The 17,111-nt window shown below is 68.0% G+C and carries 15 protein-coding genes; 9 read left to right on the top strand and 6 right to left on the bottom strand.

Translation table 11 applies throughout. From position 1 onward, the window contains the following. Positions 1-141 precede the first annotated feature (141 nt). From AB8998_RS17560 to AB8998_RS17535, 6 genes are all read left to right on the top strand, one after another. The gene (locus tag AB8998_RS17560) at positions 142-384 is read left to right on the top strand and encodes a hypothetical protein (RefSeq protein ID WP_369739037.1); all 243 of its coding nucleotides are present in this window, start codon (positions 142-144) and stop codon (positions 382-384) included. 83 nt (positions 385-467) lie between these two features. Continuing rightward, positions 468-941 carry a TetR/AcrR family transcriptional regulator gene (locus AB8998_RS17555; protein ID WP_369739035.1) on the top strand — a complete coding sequence of 158 codons (474 nt, stop codon included), beginning with the start codon at positions 468-470 and terminating at the stop codon, positions 939-941. Positions 942-1,030: 89 nt separating this feature from the next. Beyond that, entirely contained in the window at positions 1,031-1,468 is a 438-nt protein-coding gene (locus AB8998_RS17550; RefSeq protein ID WP_369739033.1) for a nitroreductase family deazaflavin-dependent oxidoreductase, read from the top strand. Positions 1,469-1,517: 49 nt separating this feature from the next. After that, on the top strand, positions 1,518-2,807 hold the full coding sequence (gene ilvA, locus AB8998_RS17545) for a threonine ammonia-lyase (RefSeq protein ID WP_369739031.1): 1,290 nt from the start codon (positions 1,518-1,520) through the stop codon (positions 2,805-2,807). A gap of 359 nt (positions 2,808-3,166) precedes the next feature. After that, positions 3,167-3,646: a DUF5994 family protein gene (locus AB8998_RS17540; RefSeq protein ID WP_369741627.1), complete on the top strand. Its 480-nt coding sequence runs from the start codon at positions 3,167-3,169 to the stop codon at positions 3,644-3,646. A gap of 112 nt (positions 3,647-3,758) precedes the next feature. After that, positions 3,759-3,992: a hypothetical protein gene (locus AB8998_RS17535; protein WP_369739029.1), complete on the top strand. Its 234-nt coding sequence runs from the start codon at positions 3,759-3,761 to the stop codon at positions 3,990-3,992. Between the two features lie 9 nt (positions 3,993-4,001). Here AB8998_RS17535 and treZ read toward each other — a convergent pair whose 3' ends face one another. From treZ to AB8998_RS17505, 6 genes are all read right to left on the bottom strand, one after another. Then, entirely contained in the window at positions 4,002-5,735 is a 1,734-nt protein-coding gene (gene treZ, locus AB8998_RS17530; RefSeq protein ID WP_369739028.1) for a malto-oligosyltrehalose trehalohydrolase, read from the bottom strand. Then, the gene (gene treY / locus AB8998_RS17525) at positions 5,728-8,028 is read right to left on the bottom strand and encodes a malto-oligosyltrehalose synthase (protein WP_369739026.1); all 2,301 of its coding nucleotides are present in this window, start codon (positions 8,026-8,028) and stop codon (positions 5,728-5,730) included. Before treY ends, treZ begins: the two co-directional genes overlap by 8 nt. Positions 8,029-8,031: 3 nt before the next feature. Continuing rightward, the gene (glgX, locus tag AB8998_RS17520) at positions 8,032-10,233 is read right to left on the bottom strand and encodes a glycogen debranching protein GlgX (protein WP_369739024.1); all 2,202 of its coding nucleotides are present in this window, start codon (positions 10,231-10,233) and stop codon (positions 8,032-8,034) included. A gap of 36 nt (positions 10,234-10,269) precedes the next feature. Beyond that, positions 10,270-12,438, bottom strand: a complete 2,169-nt coding sequence (locus AB8998_RS17515; RefSeq protein ID WP_369739022.1) for an acyltransferase family protein — start codon at positions 12,436-12,438, stop codon at positions 10,270-10,272. 93 nt (positions 12,439-12,531) lie between these two features. Beyond that, entirely contained in the window at positions 12,532-13,281 is a 750-nt protein-coding gene (gene ripD, locus AB8998_RS17510; RefSeq protein WP_369739021.1) for an NlpC/P60 family peptidoglycan-binding protein RipD, read from the bottom strand. A 319-nt stretch (positions 13,282-13,600) separates the two neighbouring features. Continuing rightward, positions 13,601-14,041, bottom strand: coding sequence for a hypothetical protein (locus AB8998_RS17505; RefSeq protein WP_369739020.1), 441 nt, complete (start codon positions 14,039-14,041; stop codon positions 13,601-13,603). 62 nt (positions 14,042-14,103) lie between these two features. Here AB8998_RS17505 and AB8998_RS17500 point away from each other — a divergent pair, with 62 nt between their 5' ends. From AB8998_RS17500 to AB8998_RS17490, 3 genes are all read left to right on the top strand, one after another. Continuing rightward, positions 14,104-15,414, top strand: a complete 1,311-nt coding sequence (locus tag AB8998_RS17500) for an adenosylmethionine--8-amino-7-oxononanoate transaminase (RefSeq protein ID WP_369739019.1) — start codon at positions 14,104-14,106, stop codon at positions 15,412-15,414. Positions 15,415-15,590: 176 nt separating this feature from the next. Next, positions 15,591-16,061 carry a YbjN domain-containing protein gene (locus tag AB8998_RS17495; RefSeq protein WP_369739018.1) on the top strand — a complete coding sequence of 157 codons (471 nt, stop codon included), beginning with the start codon at positions 15,591-15,593 and terminating at the stop codon, positions 16,059-16,061. Between the two features lie 441 nt (positions 16,062-16,502). Further along, positions 16,503-17,042, top strand: coding sequence for a PE family protein (locus AB8998_RS17490; RefSeq protein WP_369739017.1), 540 nt, complete (start codon positions 16,503-16,505; stop codon positions 17,040-17,042). Positions 17,043-17,111: the final 69 nt, after the last annotated feature.

Genomic DNA, 17,111 nt, shown 5'->3' with positions numbered 1-17,111 from the left:
CGGCTGAACTCTCCGAAATCGCGCTGCGATCCTCGTCACTGGGAGGAATACCCCCTCCGGTATCCGCGTTGGTCCCGCCTGAGGGCGCAGCACCGTGCTTTGCGCCCTACGCCTCGGGCCGACGGGCGAAGGAAGTAAGCCATGACGACAGGTACCAGCGAAGTCGTCTCCAGCGCGTCGGTGGCAGTGCCGTTGCGGCACCGGCAGGGCGCTCCGATGTGGTCGGGTCGCCGCTTCTCGGGCTCGCTGCGCGTTGTGGCCGCGTCGATGCGTCGCACCCTCCTGACGCCCCGGGGAGTTGCACGCCCGCCGCGCATCGGCTGCTCGGCGCGCTGCGGTTATCTCGAGCGCTCCCTGATGGCTCGCGAGGCGGACAGGCTCTGAGGTGCCTGCTCGGTGCCCGTCCCTGCTATTGTCGCCGAAATATTGAACATTTAGTTCGCTATATGGGTGTGCAGGGGTGAGACGTGGCCGACCGCGCCGCAGGCCGTCCCGGCCGTCCGCGCAGTGAGCCGTCGCGGGTGGCCGTGCTGGCTGCGACATCCGCGTTGCTCGACGAGGTTGGGCTGCGGGCTATGACGACCGACGAGATCGCGGCCCGCAGCGGGGTGAGCAATGCGACGATCTACAAGTGGTGGTCGAACAAGTACGCGGTCGCCGTGGATGCGTTTCTGTCCGAGATGGCCACGGAAGTGAGCGGGCGAATCGGCCAATTGCCGAAAAGGGCCACGCGTGAGCGGGTTTCGGCCAGAAAACTGATCAGCGCCGCCGTCGCCGTCGTGGTTTGCGTCGCGGCGGCAGAACCGGCCCGCGCCGACCCCAACGCGTTCGCCGTCCTGGGCTGCAGCTGCCACGAGACGGCATCTGCCGGCAGCCCGGATCTCCGGAACGAGATCGATCAGGGGATCCGGCAGGGTCTGGCGACCTCGCACCGGCCCTGATCTCCGGCGGTGCCTGTCCGGCGCCGGCGGGCACGGATGCCGGCGTTGCCGCGGGTCGGCCGGTGCGTCACGGCCGTAAAATGACGAGCATGCCACTTACCGGAGAGTACGAACCGTCGCCCTGGGATTGGTCTCGCGAACAAGCGGAGAAGTTCGCCGAGTCCGGTGGGAAAGAAGCCGCCGATTTGCGGGGCATGCCCATCATCTTGCTGACCACCGTCGGAGCCAAGACGGGCAAGCTGCGCAAGACGCCGCTGATGCGCGTGGAGCACAATGGCGAGTACGCCTGCGTCGCGTCGCTCGGTGGGGCGCCGAAGAACCCGGTCTGGTACTACAACGTCAAGAAGAACCCGCGGGTCGAGCTGCAGGACGGGTCCGTCACCCGCGACTACGACGCCCGTGAGGTGTTCGGCGAGGAAAAGGCCGTGTGGTGGGAGCGCGCCGTCGAGGCGTACCCGGACTACGCGGATTACCAGAAGAAGACCGAGCGCCAGATCCCCGTGTTCGTGCTGACACCCGTCGGTTGACTTCCACAGGGCCGACGCCTGCAGTCTGCGGTCATGGCACCATTGATCGGTGTCCGCTGAACTGAGCCAGAACCCGAGCGTGTCACCGCTGTGCGCGGCTGACGTCGACGGCGCGGCCAAGCGGATCGCCCCGGTGGTCACGCCCACGCCCCTGCAACTCAGCGATCGGCTGTCGGCGATCACCGGCGCCCGGGTCTATCTCAAGCGCGAAGACCTGCAGATCGTGCGGTCCTACAAGATCCGCGGCGCCTACAACTTGCTGGTGCAGCTCTCCGACGAGGAGCTGGCCGCCGGGGTGGTGTGCTCCTCGGCCGGCAACCACGCGCAGGGCTTCGCCTATGCGTGCCGGAGGCTGGGCGTGCGCGGCCGCGTCTACGTCCCCGCCAAGACCCCCAAGCAGAAGCGCGACCGGATCCGCTACCACGGCGGTGAGTTCATCGAGCTGATCGTGGGCGGGTCGACCTACGACCTGGCCGCCGAGGCGGCGCTGGCCGACGTCGCCCGCACCGGCGCCACCCTGGTGCCGCCGTACGACGACGCGCGGACCATGGCCGGGCAGGGCACGATCGCCGTCGAACTCCTCGCGCAACTCGACGAGCTCGGCGGGGAACCCGACCTCGTGGTGGTCCCGGTGGGCGGTGGCGGATGCATCGCGGGCATCACGACCTACCTGGCCGAGCGGACGACGAACACGGCGGTGCTGGGCGTCGAGCCGGCCGGGGCCGCGGCCATGATGGCCGCACTGGCCGCCGGCGAGCCGGTCGAGCTCGATCATGTCGACCAGTTCGTCGACGGCGCCGCGGTGCGGCGCGCGGGTGCGCTGACCTACGCAGCGCTGGCCGCGGCCGGTGACATGGTGTCGATCACGGCGGTCGACGAGGGGGCCGTGTGCACTGCGATGCTGGACCTCTATCAGAACGAGGGCATCATCGCCGAGCCGGCGGGCGCGCTGGCGGTTGCCGGGCTGTTGGAAGCCGACATCGAACCCGGATCCACTGTGGTGTGCCTGATCTCGGGCGGCAACAACGACGTCTCGCGCTACGGCGAGGTGCTGGAGCGATCGCTGGTCCACCTCGGGCTCAAGCACTACTTCCTGGTGGACTTCCCGCAGGAACCCGGTGCGCTGCGCCGCTTTCTCGACGAGGTGCTCGGGCCCAACGACGACATCACCCTGTTCGAGTACGTCAAGCGCAACAACCGCGAGACCGGTGAGGCGCTGGTGGGCATCGAACTGGGCTCGGCCGCCGACCTGGACGGGCTGCTGGCCCGGATGCGGGCCACCGAGATCCACGTCGAGCCACTGGCGCCGGGTTCACCGGCGTACCGCTACCTGTTGTAGCCGTCGCTTCCGGGCGCGAGCGTGCGCAGATATACACGCTGTGCGGCGCGTCGCCGCACAGACACGCGCCCTGGGCGGCAGCCGGTGGCCGCGACAGCTCAACCAACGCGATTTTGCCGCGTGAGGTGTAATGTCGACCCCGAGCTTTACCTAAGCCGACGTGAAAATCGTGGTCTACGACTGACGTTCTCTGTCGATCCTCACGTTTATATGCCGGTGCAGCCGGAAGCGAAGGGATCGTCGATGGATCAACGGGCGTCACGTGCGGCTCCGCTGGCGGCAGCGTCTACTCGCGCACCAGTCTCGACGATCCCGGCACCATGAATCGGGACGTGCGTGGCCGGCGCCTGGCCAGCCCGGTGCGGCTCGCCCTGGCCGCCGAACTGGGTTCGCCCATCGACGGGGCGTGGTGGCCGCACACCTCCTCGATCGCGGCCGAGTTGCCCGAGCTGGTCGGTGCGTTGTCCGCCCGTCTGGGGGAGATCATCGACATCAGCGTCAACTGGTCATCGCTGGAAAGCTCCCCGGACCTGGACGCGCTGAACCGCCTTCGGGTCGGAGATGGTGCCCGGGCTGTCGGGCGCCAGCGGCTGATGGTGGTCGTCGGTAGCCGGGCTTGCGCCAACGTCCTGGTGGTGCCGTGCAGAACCTCGGCTGCTCTGGCGACGATGGTGTTACGGCAGGCGGCCGCCCTTCCCGTAGCGCGCGTGGAACGCGAAAGCCAAGAATTCCGCACCGGCGCAGACATCGTGCGGGCGGCCCGCACCGCAAGCGCGCGCTGTGGCCAGCGCTGGCCGGATGACTGCGGCGCTCCTGCCGAAGCGGCCGTGACCGATTGACAGAGATCCCACGCATCGCGGAGACGGGCCCGGCAGGAGTGCGAGACCAATTCCCTCTTGACAGGCGACGCGCAACGTCGCGCTCAACTCTTGGTGAGAAAGGACGAACGACATGGCCGTACAAAACTGGATGGACGCACCCGAGATCCATCCGTCCCAGATCCGGGTCGGCGACACCATCGGCACGATCGAGCCCAGTCATCTGCCCTTCAAGGTGAAGATGATCGGCGAGCCGCAGAAGAGTCCCAAGCAGTGGACGTTCTTCGGACAGGACGACCACGGCCGGCAGCACGCGAGCACGTTCGGGGAGAACCAGGTCGTGCGCCGGTACGCCAAGTCCTCGTAGCGGCGGCGCCTAGGGCTGCTCGGCCGTGGAGATGACGGCGAAGGAATGGCCCTCGAGCACGGTGCGGTCGGCATCGACGGCCGGTTCGCCCCAGGCCAACACCACCTCGCCGGTGACCGGCACCGCCACCGGCTGGGCGCTCAGGTTGCACGCGATGCGTAACCGGCCGCGTCGCAACACGATCCAGTGTTCGTCCTCGTCGTAGTCGACGACGAGGTGGTCAAGCCAGGGATCGGTCAGGTCGGGGTCATTGTGCCGCAACGCGATCAGGTCGCGATACACTCGGTGCAGGCGGGCGTGTTCGCCGGAGTCGACTTCGTCCCAGTTGAGTTTGGAGCGCTGGAACGTCTGCGGGTCCTGCGGGTCGGGGATGTCCTCGGCGTCCCAGCCGTGCTCGGCGAACTCGGCCCTGCGGCCCGTCCGGGTCGCCTCGGCCAGCTCCGGCTCGGGATGCGAGCTGAAGAACTGGAACGGGGTCGACGCGCCCCATTCTTCACCCATGAAAAGCATTGCCGTGTAGGGAGACCCGAGGACAAGGGCCGCCTTGACCGCAAGTTGGCCACCGGTCAGGTTCTGCGACGGCCGATCCCCGAGGCCCCGGTTGCCGACCTGGTCGTGCGTGCAGGTGTAGGCCAGCAGCCGGGTGGCCGGCACTGTGGTCGTGTCCAGCGGACGACCGTGGCGGCGGTGCCGGAACGACGAATACGTCGCGGCGTGGAAGTAACCGTGCCGTAGTGTCTGCGCCAGCGTGGCCAGCGAGCCGAAATCGGCGTAGTAGCCCTGCCTCTCGCCGGATACCGCGGTGTGGATGGCGTGATGGATGTCGTCGGACCATTGCGCGGTGATCCCGTACCCGCCGCGGTCCCTGGTGGTGATCAGGCGCGGGTCGTTGAGGTCGCTTTCGGCGACCAGCGACAGTGGGCGGCCCAACCGCTCTGACAGCCAATCGGTTTCTCCTGCCATCTCCTCGAGGATGTGGATGGCGGTGGTGTCGACCAGCGCGTGCACGGCGTCGAGCCGCAGCCCGTCGGCGTGGAAGTCGCGCATCCACCGCAGCGCGCACCCGATGATGTAGCGGCGCACCTCGTCGGAGTCGGCGTCGGCGATGTTGATCCCCTCCCCCCAGGGGTTGCTGCCCGACGACAGATACGGGCCGAAGCGCGGCAGGTAGTTTCCCGACGGGCCCAGGTGGTTGAACACCGCGTCGATCAGCACGCCCAGACCCCGCGCGTGGCAGGCGTCGACGAACCGGACCAGGCCGTCGGGACCGCCGTAGGGTTCGTGCACGCTGTACCACAGCACGCCGTCGTAGCCCCAGCCGTGGGTGCCGGCGAAGGAGTTGACGGGCATCAGCTCGACGAAGTCGATCCCGAGATCGACCAGGTAGTCGAGGCGTTCGATGGCCGCATCGAAGGTACCGGCGGCGGTGAAGGTGCCGACGTGCAGCTCGTAGATCACCGCACCCTGCACGGACCGGCCGGTCCAGCCGGAGTCGGTCCACTCGGCCCGGGCGGGGTCCCACAACTGTGAGCGCTCGTGTACCCCGTCGGGCTGGCGCGGCGATCGCGGGTCGGGTAGCGCGGTGGTGTCGTCGTCGAGCAGGTAGCCGTAGCGGGCGTCCGGGGCCGTGTCGACGCATCCGTGCCACCAGCCGTCGTCCGAGCGCGTCATCGGGTGCACCCGGCCGTCGACGTCGAGGCGGACCAGCTCGGGTTTGGGCGCCCAGACGCGGAATTCAGTCATGGTGCCGCTCCAGCAGCACGACAGGCAGGTCCGCGAACAGCTGGGCGGCCGCGGTCGGTCCGGCGGCGATGGCCCCGGTGAGCGTGTCCTTCCAGGTCCCGTTGGGAAGCGGCAGCACGGTGTTGCCCCAACCTTTCTCGGCCAACCGCACCGTCCAGCGGGTCACCGCGACCACGATGTCCTCGCCGCGGCGGAACGCCACGGTGTGTTCGGCGGCCTCACCGTCGGCCAGCACCGGCGTGTAGGCGCCGCGCAGGAAGCACCCGGGATGGGCACGACGCAACCGCAGCGCCGTGGTCACCACCCGCAGCTTGGGATGCTGTAGCACCTGCAGGGCGGCCCGGCGGGCGGCGTAGTCGACCGGGCGGCGGTTGTCCGGGTCGACGAGGCTGTCGTCCCACAACTCGGTGCCCTGGTAGATGTCGGGCACGCCGGGCACGGTGAGCGCGAGCAGCTTCTGGCCAAGCGCGTCGCTTGCGGCGTGCGAGTTCAGTTGGGCGACAAGCTCGGTCAGCTGTCCGGCGACCGGGCCGTCGAGCACGGTTTCCAGCCAGCGGTGCACCGCGTCCTCAAACTCGGCGTCCGGGTCGTTCCAGGAGGTGCGCAACGACGCCTCCCTGATCGCCTTCTCGGCGTAGGCGTGCAGCCGCTGCCGCAGCTCGTCGGTGACCTCCCCGTTGAGCGGCCACACCCCGAAGATGTTCTGCCACAGGAAGCGTCCGGTCGCCGCATCGGGGGAGGGCGCCTGAACTTCCCAGCGGGACACGAACTCGGTCCACAGCGACGGCACCTGCGAGAGCACGCCGATGCGGGCGCGCACGTCCTCGCCGCGCTTGGTGTCGTGGGTGGTCAGCGTGGTCATCGCCTGCGGCCACAGCCGGGCGCGGGTGGCGGCGCTCTGGTGGAATTCCGCGGCGCCCACACCGAACCGCGAAGGTTCCCCACCCACCTCGTTGAGCGACACCAGCCGGGCGTCGCGGTAGAACAGGCAGTCCTCGCTCGCCTTGGCTGTCACCGCTCCGCACAGCTGCTGCAGTCGGGTGGCCGGTTCGCCACCGCGGGCCAGCGCGGCGGCCAGCACCTCCAGCGCGGGGGCCAGCTGCGGTGCGCCCGCCTGCGTTTCGGCCAGCGCGGTCGGCATGATCGCGGCCAGCCCCGGATAGTCGGAACGGTAGACGCCGATGTGGCTGAGCAGGGCGGCCACCGCGTCGGGCAGCAGCGGATGATCGGCACCGGCGACGGCGACGACGCTGCGGCGCAGCCGGCGCAGCTCGCTGCCCAAAGTTTCGGTGGCCGAACGGATCTTGAGCTCGGCCAGCAGCTCTGGCATCGCCTCGTAGTCCACCCCCGCGGATTCGACCAGCGCGGTCAGCGCCGGGGCGCCCGCCGGGTCGACGAAGATCCCGCCCACCTCGCGCAGCACGTCGTAGCCGGTGGTGCCGGCCACCGGCAGCGTGGGTTCGAGCGCCTCGTCAGGAGCCAGAATCTTTTCGATGACAATCCAGGCGTCGGGGCCGACGAGGGCGCGCAGCCGGGTCAGGTAGCCACAGGGATCCGACAACCCGTCCGGGTGGTCGACCCGCACGCCGTCGACGAGTCCGTCGGCGAACCAGCGGGCGACCTCGGCATGGCCGGCGTCGAACACCGCGGGATCCTCCTGGCGCAGTCCGGCCAGCGAGGTGATCGAGAAGAACCGCCGATATCCGCAGACGCCGTTGCGCCATCCGACCAGCCGGTAGTGCTGACGATCGTGCACCTCGGGGCCGGTGCCCGCCGCGGTGCCGGGTGCGATCGGGAACGCCAGGTCACCCAGTCGCAGCACGTCGCCGTCGACCTGCAGCGCGGCGGTGTCCTCGTCGGAACCCAAGACGGGCAACACGATCCGGCCGTCCTGGTCCAGGTCCCAGTCGATGTCGAAGAACGCCGCATACGGCGACGAGCGGCCGTGCCGCAACGCGTCCCACCACCACGGGTTCTGCTCGGGTTGGTCGATGCCGACGTGGTTGGGCACGATGTCGACGATCAGGCCCAGCCCGCGCTCCCGGGCCGCCGCCGCCAGTCGTGCCAGCCCCTCGGGGCCGCCGAGTTCGGGCGAGACCGCCGTCGGGTCGGCGACGTCGTAGCCGTGACTAGAGCCGCGGACCGCCGTCGTGATCGGGGACAGGTACAGATGCGAAACGCCCAGCTCGTCAAGGTACTCGAGGAGGTTCTCGGCGTCTGCGAAGGTGAACGCGAACCCGCTCGATTCACCACGCAACTGCAAGCGGTAGGTGGCCAGGACCGGTAAAGCCATGCGTCACAACGTCTTACGAAGTGCCAGCAGCGAGCGGGACGGCACAGTGATCTTCTCCTCGGCGTTGACGACCTGGTCGGCCTCGCCGACGGGATCGTTGGTGTCCAGTTCCACCGTCCACTCCTGGGCGTAGTCGGCGTGCGGCATGACGAACTCCAGCGTTCGTTCGTCCGCGTTGAAGCACAACAGAAACGAGTCATCGACGACCCGCTCTCCGCGTGCGTCGGGTGCGGTGATGGCCTCGCCGTTGAGGAAAACAGCCACGCACTTGTGCAGGGTTTTGCCCCAGTCCTCGTGTGTCATCTCCCGGCCGTCGGGGGTGAGCCAGGCGATGTCGCGCAATTCGTCGGCGGTGCGGATCGGCTCGCCCTCGAAAAACCTGCGCCGGCGAAACACCGGGTGTTGCTTGCGCAGTGTGGTCACCTTGCGCGCGAACGCCAGCAGATCGGAGTTCTTGTCGGCCAACGACCAGTCCATCCAAGATAATTCGGAGTCCTGGCAGTATACGTTGTTGTTGCCGTTCTGGCTGCGGCCCAACTCGTCGCCGTGGGCGATCATCGGCGTGCCCTGGCTGAGCATCAGGGTGGCCCAGAAGTTGCGCATCTGGCGGCGACGCAGCTCCCGGACGTCGGGGTCGTCGGTGGGCCCCTCCACGCCGCAGTTCCACGAGCGGTTGTGGCTTTCCCCGTCCCGGTTGTCCTCGCCGTTGGCCAGGTTGTGTTTCTCGTTGTAGGAGACCAGGTCGCTCAGCGTGAAACCGTCGTGGGCGGTGACGAAGTTGATGCTGGCGCTGGGGCGCCGGCCGGTCGCCTCGTAGAGGTCCGACGACCCGGTCAGCCGGGACGCGAATTCGCCCAGGGTTGCGGGCTCGCCCCGCCAGTAGTCACGCACAGTATCGCGATACTTCCCGTTCCACTCGGTCCACAAACCAGGGAAGTTGCCGACCTGGTAGCCGCCCTCGCCGACGTCCCACGGCTCCGCGATCAATTTGACCTGGCTGACGATCGGATCCTGCTGCACCAGGTCGAAGAACGCGCTCAGCCGGTCGACGTCGTGGAGCTCGCGAGCCAGGGTGGCGGCCAGGTCGAAGCGGAACCCGTCGACGTGCATCTCGATCACCCAGTAGCGCAACGAGTCCATGATCAGCTGCAGCACATGCGGGTGGCGGGCGTTGAGGCTGTTGCCGGTACCCGTGTAGTCCTTGTACAACCGCAGGTCGGTGTCGACAAGCCGGTAGTAGGCGGCGTTGTCGATGCCGCGGAAGTTGATGGTCGGGCCCAGGTGATTGCCCTCGGCGGTGTGGTTGTACACCACGTCGAGGATGACCTCGATGCCGGCCTCGTGGAACGTCCGCACCATGGCCTTGAACTCCGGGACGCTGGCTTTGCGGTTGGCCGCATACTCGTTGTGCGGGGCGAAGAACCCGAACGTGTTGTAGCCCCAGTAGTTTCGCAGACCCAGGTCCAGCAGCCGCGCGTCGTGCATGAATTGGTGCACCGGCATAAGCTCGATCGCGGTGACGTTGAGCGACTGCAGGTGGTCGATGATCGCCGGGTGGGCCAGCCCGGCGAAGGTGCCACGCAGTTCCTCGGGCACGCCGGGATGGGTTCGCGTCATGCCCTTGACGTGGGCCTCGTAGATGACCGTCTCGTTGTACGGGGTGTTGGGCGAGCGGTCGTATGCCCAGTCGAAGAACGGATTGATCACCACGCTGGTCATGGTGTGGCCCAGCGAGTCGACCATCGGGGGAGTGCCGGGGTCGGCGCTAATCGAATCGGGGGCTTCGGGGTCGACGGCGTTCAGGTCGTAGGAGTACAGCGCCTGGGTGAAGTCGAAATCGCCGTGAAAGGCTTTGCCGTAGGGGTCGAGCAGCAACTTGCTGGGGTCGCAGCGGTGCCCGGCCGCCGGGTCGAACGGCCCGTGCACCCGGAATCCGTAGCGCTGGCCCGGGCCGACGTTCGGGAGGTAGGCGTGCCAGACGAACCCGTCGACTTCTTCCAAGGCGATCCGGGACTCGGTGATGCCGTCGTCGTCGATCAGGCACAGTTCGATCTTCTCGGCGACCTCGGAGAACGCCGAGAAGTTGGTGCCGGCGCCGTCGTAGGTGGCTCCCAACGGATAGGGGGTTCCCGGCCAGACCGTGGCGAGTTTGGGTTGTTCGGAATCATCGGCGCCTGCTTCTGAAGCGCGATCGTTCGTCGGCATCACAAAACCTTATCCGCGGTCGGTCGGTCGGGGCCCTTACCACCACCCGGTGCTGTCGGCGATCTGGCGGCCCAGCTCATTGGTCATGGTGCGCACGTAGGTGGGGGACAGGTGATGGGCCCCGTGGTAGATCAGCACGTTGCCCTCGACCGCGCGGCAGATGTCCTGCCGGCACACCGCGTCGGACATGTCGAGCGGCTTGAGCACGGGAAACCGGTCGACGAAGTCGAGGGTCGGATTGCGCTCGGCCAGCACGTCGGAGCGCTTGATCCCGCACGACACCGCGTCGCCTCCCTTGGCCAGGCAGTCCGCGGGGTCGAACGGTTTGCCGTCCTTGACCAACCACGGCGTGTCGCGCATCGCCAAGACCGGAATGTTGTTGTCGGAGAACGCCTGCCAGATCCCAATGTAGGTCGCCGGCATCACGTCGCCGGGTTTGATGTTCCACGGCCGGGTGGAGGTGGTGAACACGTAGTCCGGATGGTCGGCGATCAGCTTGGCCATCGTGCGCTGCACCCAGTCGTGGCATTGCGGGTATGCCGCGTTGTTGCCCATGATCAGCGGGACTTCCTCGGTCGACAACGGGCAGCCCATCTTCAGGTAGGTGACCACCTTGAAGTGGTGCAGGCGGCCCAGCTGGTCGAGCGCGGGCAGCCAGTGCTCGGCGTGCGACCCGCCCGCCAGCGCGATCGTCCGGGTGGCGGACTCGTCGCCGTAGGTGCAGTTCACCACCGCCGGGTTGACGAAGTTGCTGATGCAGCCGTCACGGGTGGAGGCCGGGTAGTCGTGCCGCACCTCGAGCACGGTCGGCCGCATCCGCAGCGTGGGCACCCGCACGTGCGTGGTCAGGGCGCGGGCACCGGGGTAGTCGCGGGCGTTGAGCCCGCTGAGTTCCTTGCCCGCGGCGCGCAGGTCGGTGACGTGCTCGCGCCAACTGAACGCCGTCGCGGTAAGCGTGACGCCGAGCAGCACCACCGCCGACCCCAGCGCCATCGTCGGCCGGCGCAGGCGGGCCTGCCACGGGAGCGCGGGGCCCGCGGTGGTCGCACCGGCGGGGCCGCGGTAGCGCAGCGGGTTCTCGACGAGCCGGGTGGTCAGGTACGCCAGCACGCCGGACACAGCCAGCACCGCCGACCCTTCGAGGAAGTTGGCTTGCCGGTGACCGGTGAAGGACAGCCAGAAGATCAGCAGCGGCCAGTGCCACAGGTACAGCGAGTAGGCCATGGTGCCCAGCGCCAGCAGCGGCCCGGTCGCCAGGAGGCGGTTGGGCAGCGGCAGCCGGCGGCCGCCACCGCGGTCGCCCGGCAGGTTGGCCCCAGCGAGGATCATCAGCATGGTGGCGCCGACGGGCACCAGCGTCCAGGGCCCGGGGAACTCGCGGACGCCGTCGATGAGGGCACCGCAGGACACGATCGTCGCCAGCGCGACCGAGGCGACCGTGGTGCGCAGCCACATCGGCCAGCGCAGGTAGGGCACCAGCGCACCGGCGAGCGCGCCCAGCAGCAGCTCCCATCCCCGCGCGAAGCTGTTGTAATACGCGGTCGACTGGTTGTCCTGGTGGGCGACGATCGCGTAGACGAACGAGGCCACGGTGAGCGCACCCAGCAGCACGATGAACCCGGAGCGCAGTCGTGGGGCCGCGGGCACCCGGAACCGGCGCCACAGGTAGGCGAACCCGGCGATCAGCAGCAGGAAGGCGATGTAGAACTGGCCCTGCACCGACATCGACCAGATGTGCTGCAGCGGACTGACGGCCTCGCCCGCCTTCAGGTAGTCCGAGGCCGTGTTGGCCAGTTCCCAGTTCTGGTAGTAGCCCAGGCTGGCCAGGCTCTGGTTGGCGAACGTCTCCCAGCGGGTCTCGGGCTGCACCAGGATCGTCAGCACGGTGCACCCAGCCAGCACCACGATCAGCGCCGGGACCAGGCGCCGGATCAGCCGGATCGCCTCGGCCGCCGGCGACAGCGGCGCGGCGGGGTTGAGCGCGGCGCGCAGGATCTTGCCGCCGAAGAAGAACCCGGACAGCGCCAGGAACACGTCGACGCCGCCGGAGACGCGGCCGAACCAGACGTGGAACATCGCGACCAGCCCGATGGCGATGCCGCGCAGGCCGTCGAGGTCATGGCGATAGAAGTTGGCCGCGCCAGCCCCGCTGACCGGCTCCGGGTCGGTGGCCGGCGGGCGGGGCGGGGACGAGAGGCTCAACATGGCTGGAGCCAATTTACCTAAACCGCCACCTGCTCTCCGGTCATGATCGCCGGTGATCGAGCAGGTGGCGGCTGTCGGGTAGTGCCGCGGCGGTTACCGCGTGATGCCGGCGGGAGCGGGCTGCAACGGCGCCTGCTGCGCCGGCAGTTGCAGTGCGGGCATTTGCTGCAGCGGTGCCTGCTGGACCGGCCGCTGCTGCAACGGCGCCTGCTGGACGGGTGCCTGTTGCAGTGGCACCTGTTGCGCCGGCGCTTGCTGGGTGGGCATCTGCTGGGCGGGCGTCTGCTGCAGCGGCGCCTGCTGGGTGGGCACCTGCTGCAGGGGGGCCTGCTGGACGGGAACCTGCTGGGTTCCGAGCACCCGGACCAGGTAGGGCGTCATACCGGCGCTGCGCACCGGCGAGACCTGGACGACGTCGCCGACCTCGAGCATCTGCCCGTTGCCCAGGTACATCGCCACGCTCTGGGTGCCCTCGGGGCCGTAGAAGAGCATGTCGCCCCGGCGGGCCTGCTGCGGCAGCACCTTCTGGCCGAGCTTGTAGATCTCGCCGGAGGAGCGCGGCAGCCGGATCCCGGCGCCCGCGTAGGCATACTGCATCAGGCCCGAGGCGTCGAAGCCGACGGTGGTGATGCCGCTTCCCCGGCCGCGGGTCGGACCGGTGATGCCGCCGCCGCCCCAGGCGTACGGCACGCCCCGCTGGGACAGCCCGCGCATGATGACGACATCGGTGGCCTGCTGATAGTCCATCGGCCGCACGATCGGGTCGGCGCTTGCCACGGCAGGCGCGAGCAACGCGCCGACCAGCATGGCCAGGCCCGCCGCGAAGAGGTAGAGGCGCTTCATCTCGGTTTCCCTCCGAACTTTCTAGTGGGCCTCGACGCGGTGACTTCGCGCATCGGCCCCGATGTCATGACTCGCGCGAAGTCCTCCTCGTCGTGGTCCGACGCCGCGGCATGACGTTGGTGGTACGAACTCGGTCGGATAGCCGGCTGAATTCACACCAGTCACTACAGACACTTCTACAACAGAAGTCGCGATCGGAAAATAGCTGGTGAGGCCCACAGGGGATTATTTGTCGGAACGTGACCGGAAGGTAACGGCATCGGCCCAAAACCCCATGCGCAGTTGTGATTTCGGTCTCACGCGGGGGCCGCGGCGGGGCTCAGAGCCAATAGCGTTCGCTGAAGGTCGTGAGCATGAAGCCGACCACCGAGGCGACCATGAGCAGCGCGAGCGAGAGCACCGGCCAGAAGGACATGTACCAGCCCTTCAACAGCGAAACCACCGGGCCGACGACGGCCGCGGCAACGGCCGCGCCGATCCCGCCCCACACCAGCGGACGGATGTAGAAATCGAGGCCAAAGGGCACCATCCCGCACTCGTCCCCCTCGCACACATGGGCGAGGAAGCCGAAAAGCCTTGCTGGCCATCGCGTCTCCGTGGCCAGGACGAAGAGCAGGATCAGCAGCGCGACGGTGCTGACGACGTCCCAGGCGGCCAGCCGCAGCCGCAGCACCCGAGGTGCTTCCTGGTCGTAGTCCACCGGTGCGGACGGGGCGGGGTCGCCCGGACCGGGGTCTTCGGGCTGATGCGGCGCGGCCATGTCCTCCCATGCTTCCCGATGGCCGGGGATTGCGCGACCGGACTGCTTTACGCTGCATCTCTATGCCTGCGGCGAGAGCCCGGTTGACCCCCGGCGAAATCAGCGCGATCGACGCCGCGCACCTGTGGCACCCGTACAGCACGATCGGCCGGGAAGCCGTGCCGCCCGTCGTGGCCGTCGGCGCCCGCGGTGCCTGGCTGACGTTGATCCGCGATGGGCGGCCGATCGAGGCTCTCGACGCGATGAGCTCCTGGTGGACCGCCATCCACGGGCACGGCCACCCGGTCCTGGACGCGGCGCTGACCAGCCAACTCGGCGTGCTGAACCACGTGATGTTCGGCGGCCTGACCCACGAGCCCGCGGCCCGGCTGGCCCAGCTGCTGGTCGAGGTCACTCCGGCGGGTCTGGAGACGGTCTTCTTCAGCGACTCGGGGTCGGTGTCGCTCGAGGTCGCGGTGAAGATGGCGCTGCAGTACTGGCGTAGCCGCGCGCGGCCCGGCAAACGCCGGCTGATGACCTGGCGGGGCGGCTACCACGGCGACACGTTCACGCCGATGAGCGTCTGCGACCCCGAGGGCGGCATGCACGCGCTGTGGACCGACATCCTGGCCCGGCAGGTGTTCGCCCCGCAGGTGCCCCCCGACTATGACCCGGCCTACGCCGCTGCGTTCGAGGAACAACTGGCCGAACACGCTCACGAACTGGCGGCCGTGGTCGTCGAGCCAGTGGTGCAGGGCGCGGGCGGGATGCGCTTTCACGACCCCCGCTATCTGTCCGACCTGCGCGCGATGTGCCGGCAGCACGAGGTGTTGTTGGTGTTCGACGAGATCGCCACCGGCTTCGGCCGCACCGGCGAGCTGTTCGCCGCCGACCACGCCGGGGTGAGCCCGGACATCATGTGCGTGGGCAAGGCGCTGACCGGGGGATACCTGAGCATGGCCGCGACCCTGTGCACCCGCGACATCGCGGCCACGATCAGCGCCGGGGAAGCGGGTGCACTGATGCACGGGCCTACGTTCATGGCCAATGCGCTGGCCTGTGCAGTGTCGGTGGCCAGCGTGGAGGTGCTGCTGGGCCAGGACTGGCGGTCGCGGGTCGCCGAGATCGGCTCCGGCCTGACCGACGGGCTCGAGCCCGCGCGGGCGCTGCCCGGTGTCGCCGACGTGCGCGTGTGCGGCGCGATCGGCGTCATCGAATGCGACCGGCCCGTCGACCTGGCCGTCGCCACCCCGGCGGCGATGGACCGCGGCGTGTGGCTGCGCCCGTTCCGCAACCTGATCTACGCCATGCCGCCGTATATCTGTACGCCCGACGAGATCGGGCGGATCACGTCCGCGATGGTCGAGGTCGCGCGGCTCGTCGTCAACGCCTGAGCGCCGGCCGTCTCAACCGTGACGGCCCGCTGCCGTGCCGCGTGACGGATCCAGGCGCGTTGTACTGGGTGGGGCCGTCGCCGGCTCGCTCTCTCAGGGAAATCTCAACAACTTCTTGGGCTTTGGCTAGCTCGGCTCAAAGGGTCCGCAAAGCAGGGGCGCCCAGTATCTATCTCATGACCAGCGAGTTGCTCTGCGCCAACCTCATCGAACGCTACCTGAACACCTGCGGGCTGCGTTTCCTCCGGGGCGACCACGATGGCGAATACTTCTGTGCCGCCAACACGGGTTCCGGCCGCCTGCATGTCCGCCTCGAGGTCTCCGCGTCGTTCGGTGACGTGCTGAACATCAGCATCACTCCCGCGCGGGCTTTTCCGATCGCGGACCGTCCCCGGCTGACGCGCCTGGCGGATACCTGGAACCGGCAAAACCGCGGAGTCACCGCGATCCTGCAAGGTTCCCCCGACCCGCAGCGCGTCGGTGTCTCGGCCCGCAGGTCCGAGTGGATCCGTGACGGCATCACCTCCGAGGAATTCGCTTCCATCGTCGACCGAACCATTGCTGCCGCTATCGATTTGTTTGCTGAGTGCAAGCCGGTTGTCGACGCGCACTCTATGTCGCAGCCGGTGTTGCGCAACGCCGGCTGAGATTCCGGCGGAGCGCATCGTGACACTGAAAAGTAGCCGCGCCCGGTAAACACCGAAGCCATTACCCGCAACATCTCATTGGGTGGCATGGCCGAAAGTGGCCGGTCTTACGACAGTTGCGTGTGCACGTCGATTCGCAACCCTCGGTGCGACCATTCCCCGGGACCCGTCTGCGGACAATCAATCCGAGCCCAATCTGGTGCTTATGGTGCCTATGGTGCTGGTTGTACAGGTGGTTATTCTGGGCTGCCCACAGCGGGCGCCCGGAACCGGTGGGATTGCCGTCGGTGCACTGTGCCGCCGATTTGTAGGCCCTCGGTATCTTTTCGAAAGCACCCACATAATCCTGCTACAAGGGCTAAGGTCTTTCGTGGGCGTGACGGACCGGTGTCATGCTTTCACTTTGCCGCTGGGTCGGTGATGACCGGTGGAAGGACTGATATGTCATATGTGATGGCTTCGCCGGATTTGATCGCGGCGGCGGCTAAGGACGTGGCTGCCATTGGTTCGTCGGTCAACGCGGCCCATATGGCGGCTGCGGCCTCGACCGTCGGGGTGGCACCCGCGGCCGCCGATGAGGTATCGGCGGCCGTAGCGCAGCTTTTCTCCGGAGTGGGCCAGGAATTTCACTACCTGGCGGGGCAGGCGGCGGCATTTCACGCTCAGTTCGTGCAGCATTTGACTTCGGGTGCGGGCTCTTATGCGGCGGCCGAGGCGGCCGGCGCTGCTTCGCTGGTGCCGAGTAGCGGCTCATATGTCGATATCATCAACGGCATCGTCGCGTCGATTTCCAATCAGATGACAAGCGCCTACAACACGTTAACCGCTGTCGTGCAAAAGATTTTGGGTGTAATCGAGCTGATCGTCCTGGTGCCGTACGAGGCATTGGTCTTGTCGTACTTGTCCCTGGCCCTGGGGATCGGTGCGATTCAATTGCTGCTGCAGTACCTGGGTGTGTCGATTCCGATCCCCGGTGCTTGATAGTTTCGAACGCGTTGATAGCGAAGATTCTCGGGTTGCCCTGTCTGCGGTGTGCTCTACCGGGCCCGG

The organism is Mycobacterium sp. HUMS_12744610, from assembly GCF_041206865.1.
Classification (GTDB): Bacteria; Actinomycetota; Actinomycetes; order Mycobacteriales; family Mycobacteriaceae; genus Mycobacterium; species Mycobacterium servetii.
The sequence above is the reverse complement of the archived record's forward strand: the minus strand, read 5'-3'. Positions and strand labels throughout refer to the sequence as shown.

Bases quoted from the DNA above. Each gene is read 5' to 3' on its own strand.
- AB8998_RS17490 (WP_369739017.1), top strand. From the start codon at position 16,503: ATGTCATATGTGATGGCTTCGCCGGATTTGATCGCGGCGGCGGCTAAG.
- AB8998_RS17535 (WP_369739029.1), top strand. From the start codon at position 3,759: ATGGCCGTACAAAACTGGATGGACGCACCCGAGATCCATCCGTCCCAG.
- AB8998_RS17495 (WP_369739018.1), top strand. From the start codon at position 15,591: ATGACCAGCGAGTTGCTCTGCGCCAACCTCATCGAACGCTACCTGAAC.
- AB8998_RS17560 (WP_369739037.1), top strand. From the start codon at position 142: ATGACGACAGGTACCAGCGAAGTCGTCTCCAGCGCGTCGGTGGCAGTG.
- AB8998_RS17515 (WP_369739022.1), bottom strand. From the start codon at position 12,438: ATGTTGAGCCTCTCGTCCCCGCCCCGCCCGCCGGCCACCGACCCGGAG.
- ripD (WP_369739021.1), bottom strand. From the start codon at position 13,281: ATGAAGCGCCTCTACCTCTTCGCGGCGGGCCTGGCCATGCTGGTCGGC.
- AB8998_RS17550 (WP_369739033.1), top strand. From the start codon at position 1,031: ATGCCACTTACCGGAGAGTACGAACCGTCGCCCTGGGATTGGTCTCGC.
- AB8998_RS17500 (WP_369739019.1), top strand. From the start codon at position 14,104: ATGCCTGCGGCGAGAGCCCGGTTGACCCCCGGCGAAATCAGCGCGATC.
- AB8998_RS17505 (WP_369739020.1), bottom strand. From the start codon at position 14,041: ATGGCCGCGCCGCATCAGCCCGAAGACCCCGGTCCGGGCGACCCCGCC.
- glgX (WP_369739024.1), bottom strand. From the start codon at position 10,233: ATGCCGACGAACGATCGCGCTTCAGAAGCAGGCGCCGATGATTCCGAA.
- treY (WP_369739026.1), bottom strand. From the start codon at position 8,028: ATGGCTTTACCGGTCCTGGCCACCTACCGCTTGCAGTTGCGTGGTGAA.
- treZ (WP_369739028.1), bottom strand. From the start codon at position 5,735: ATGACTGAATTCCGCGTCTGGGCGCCCAAACCCGAGCTGGTCCGCCTC.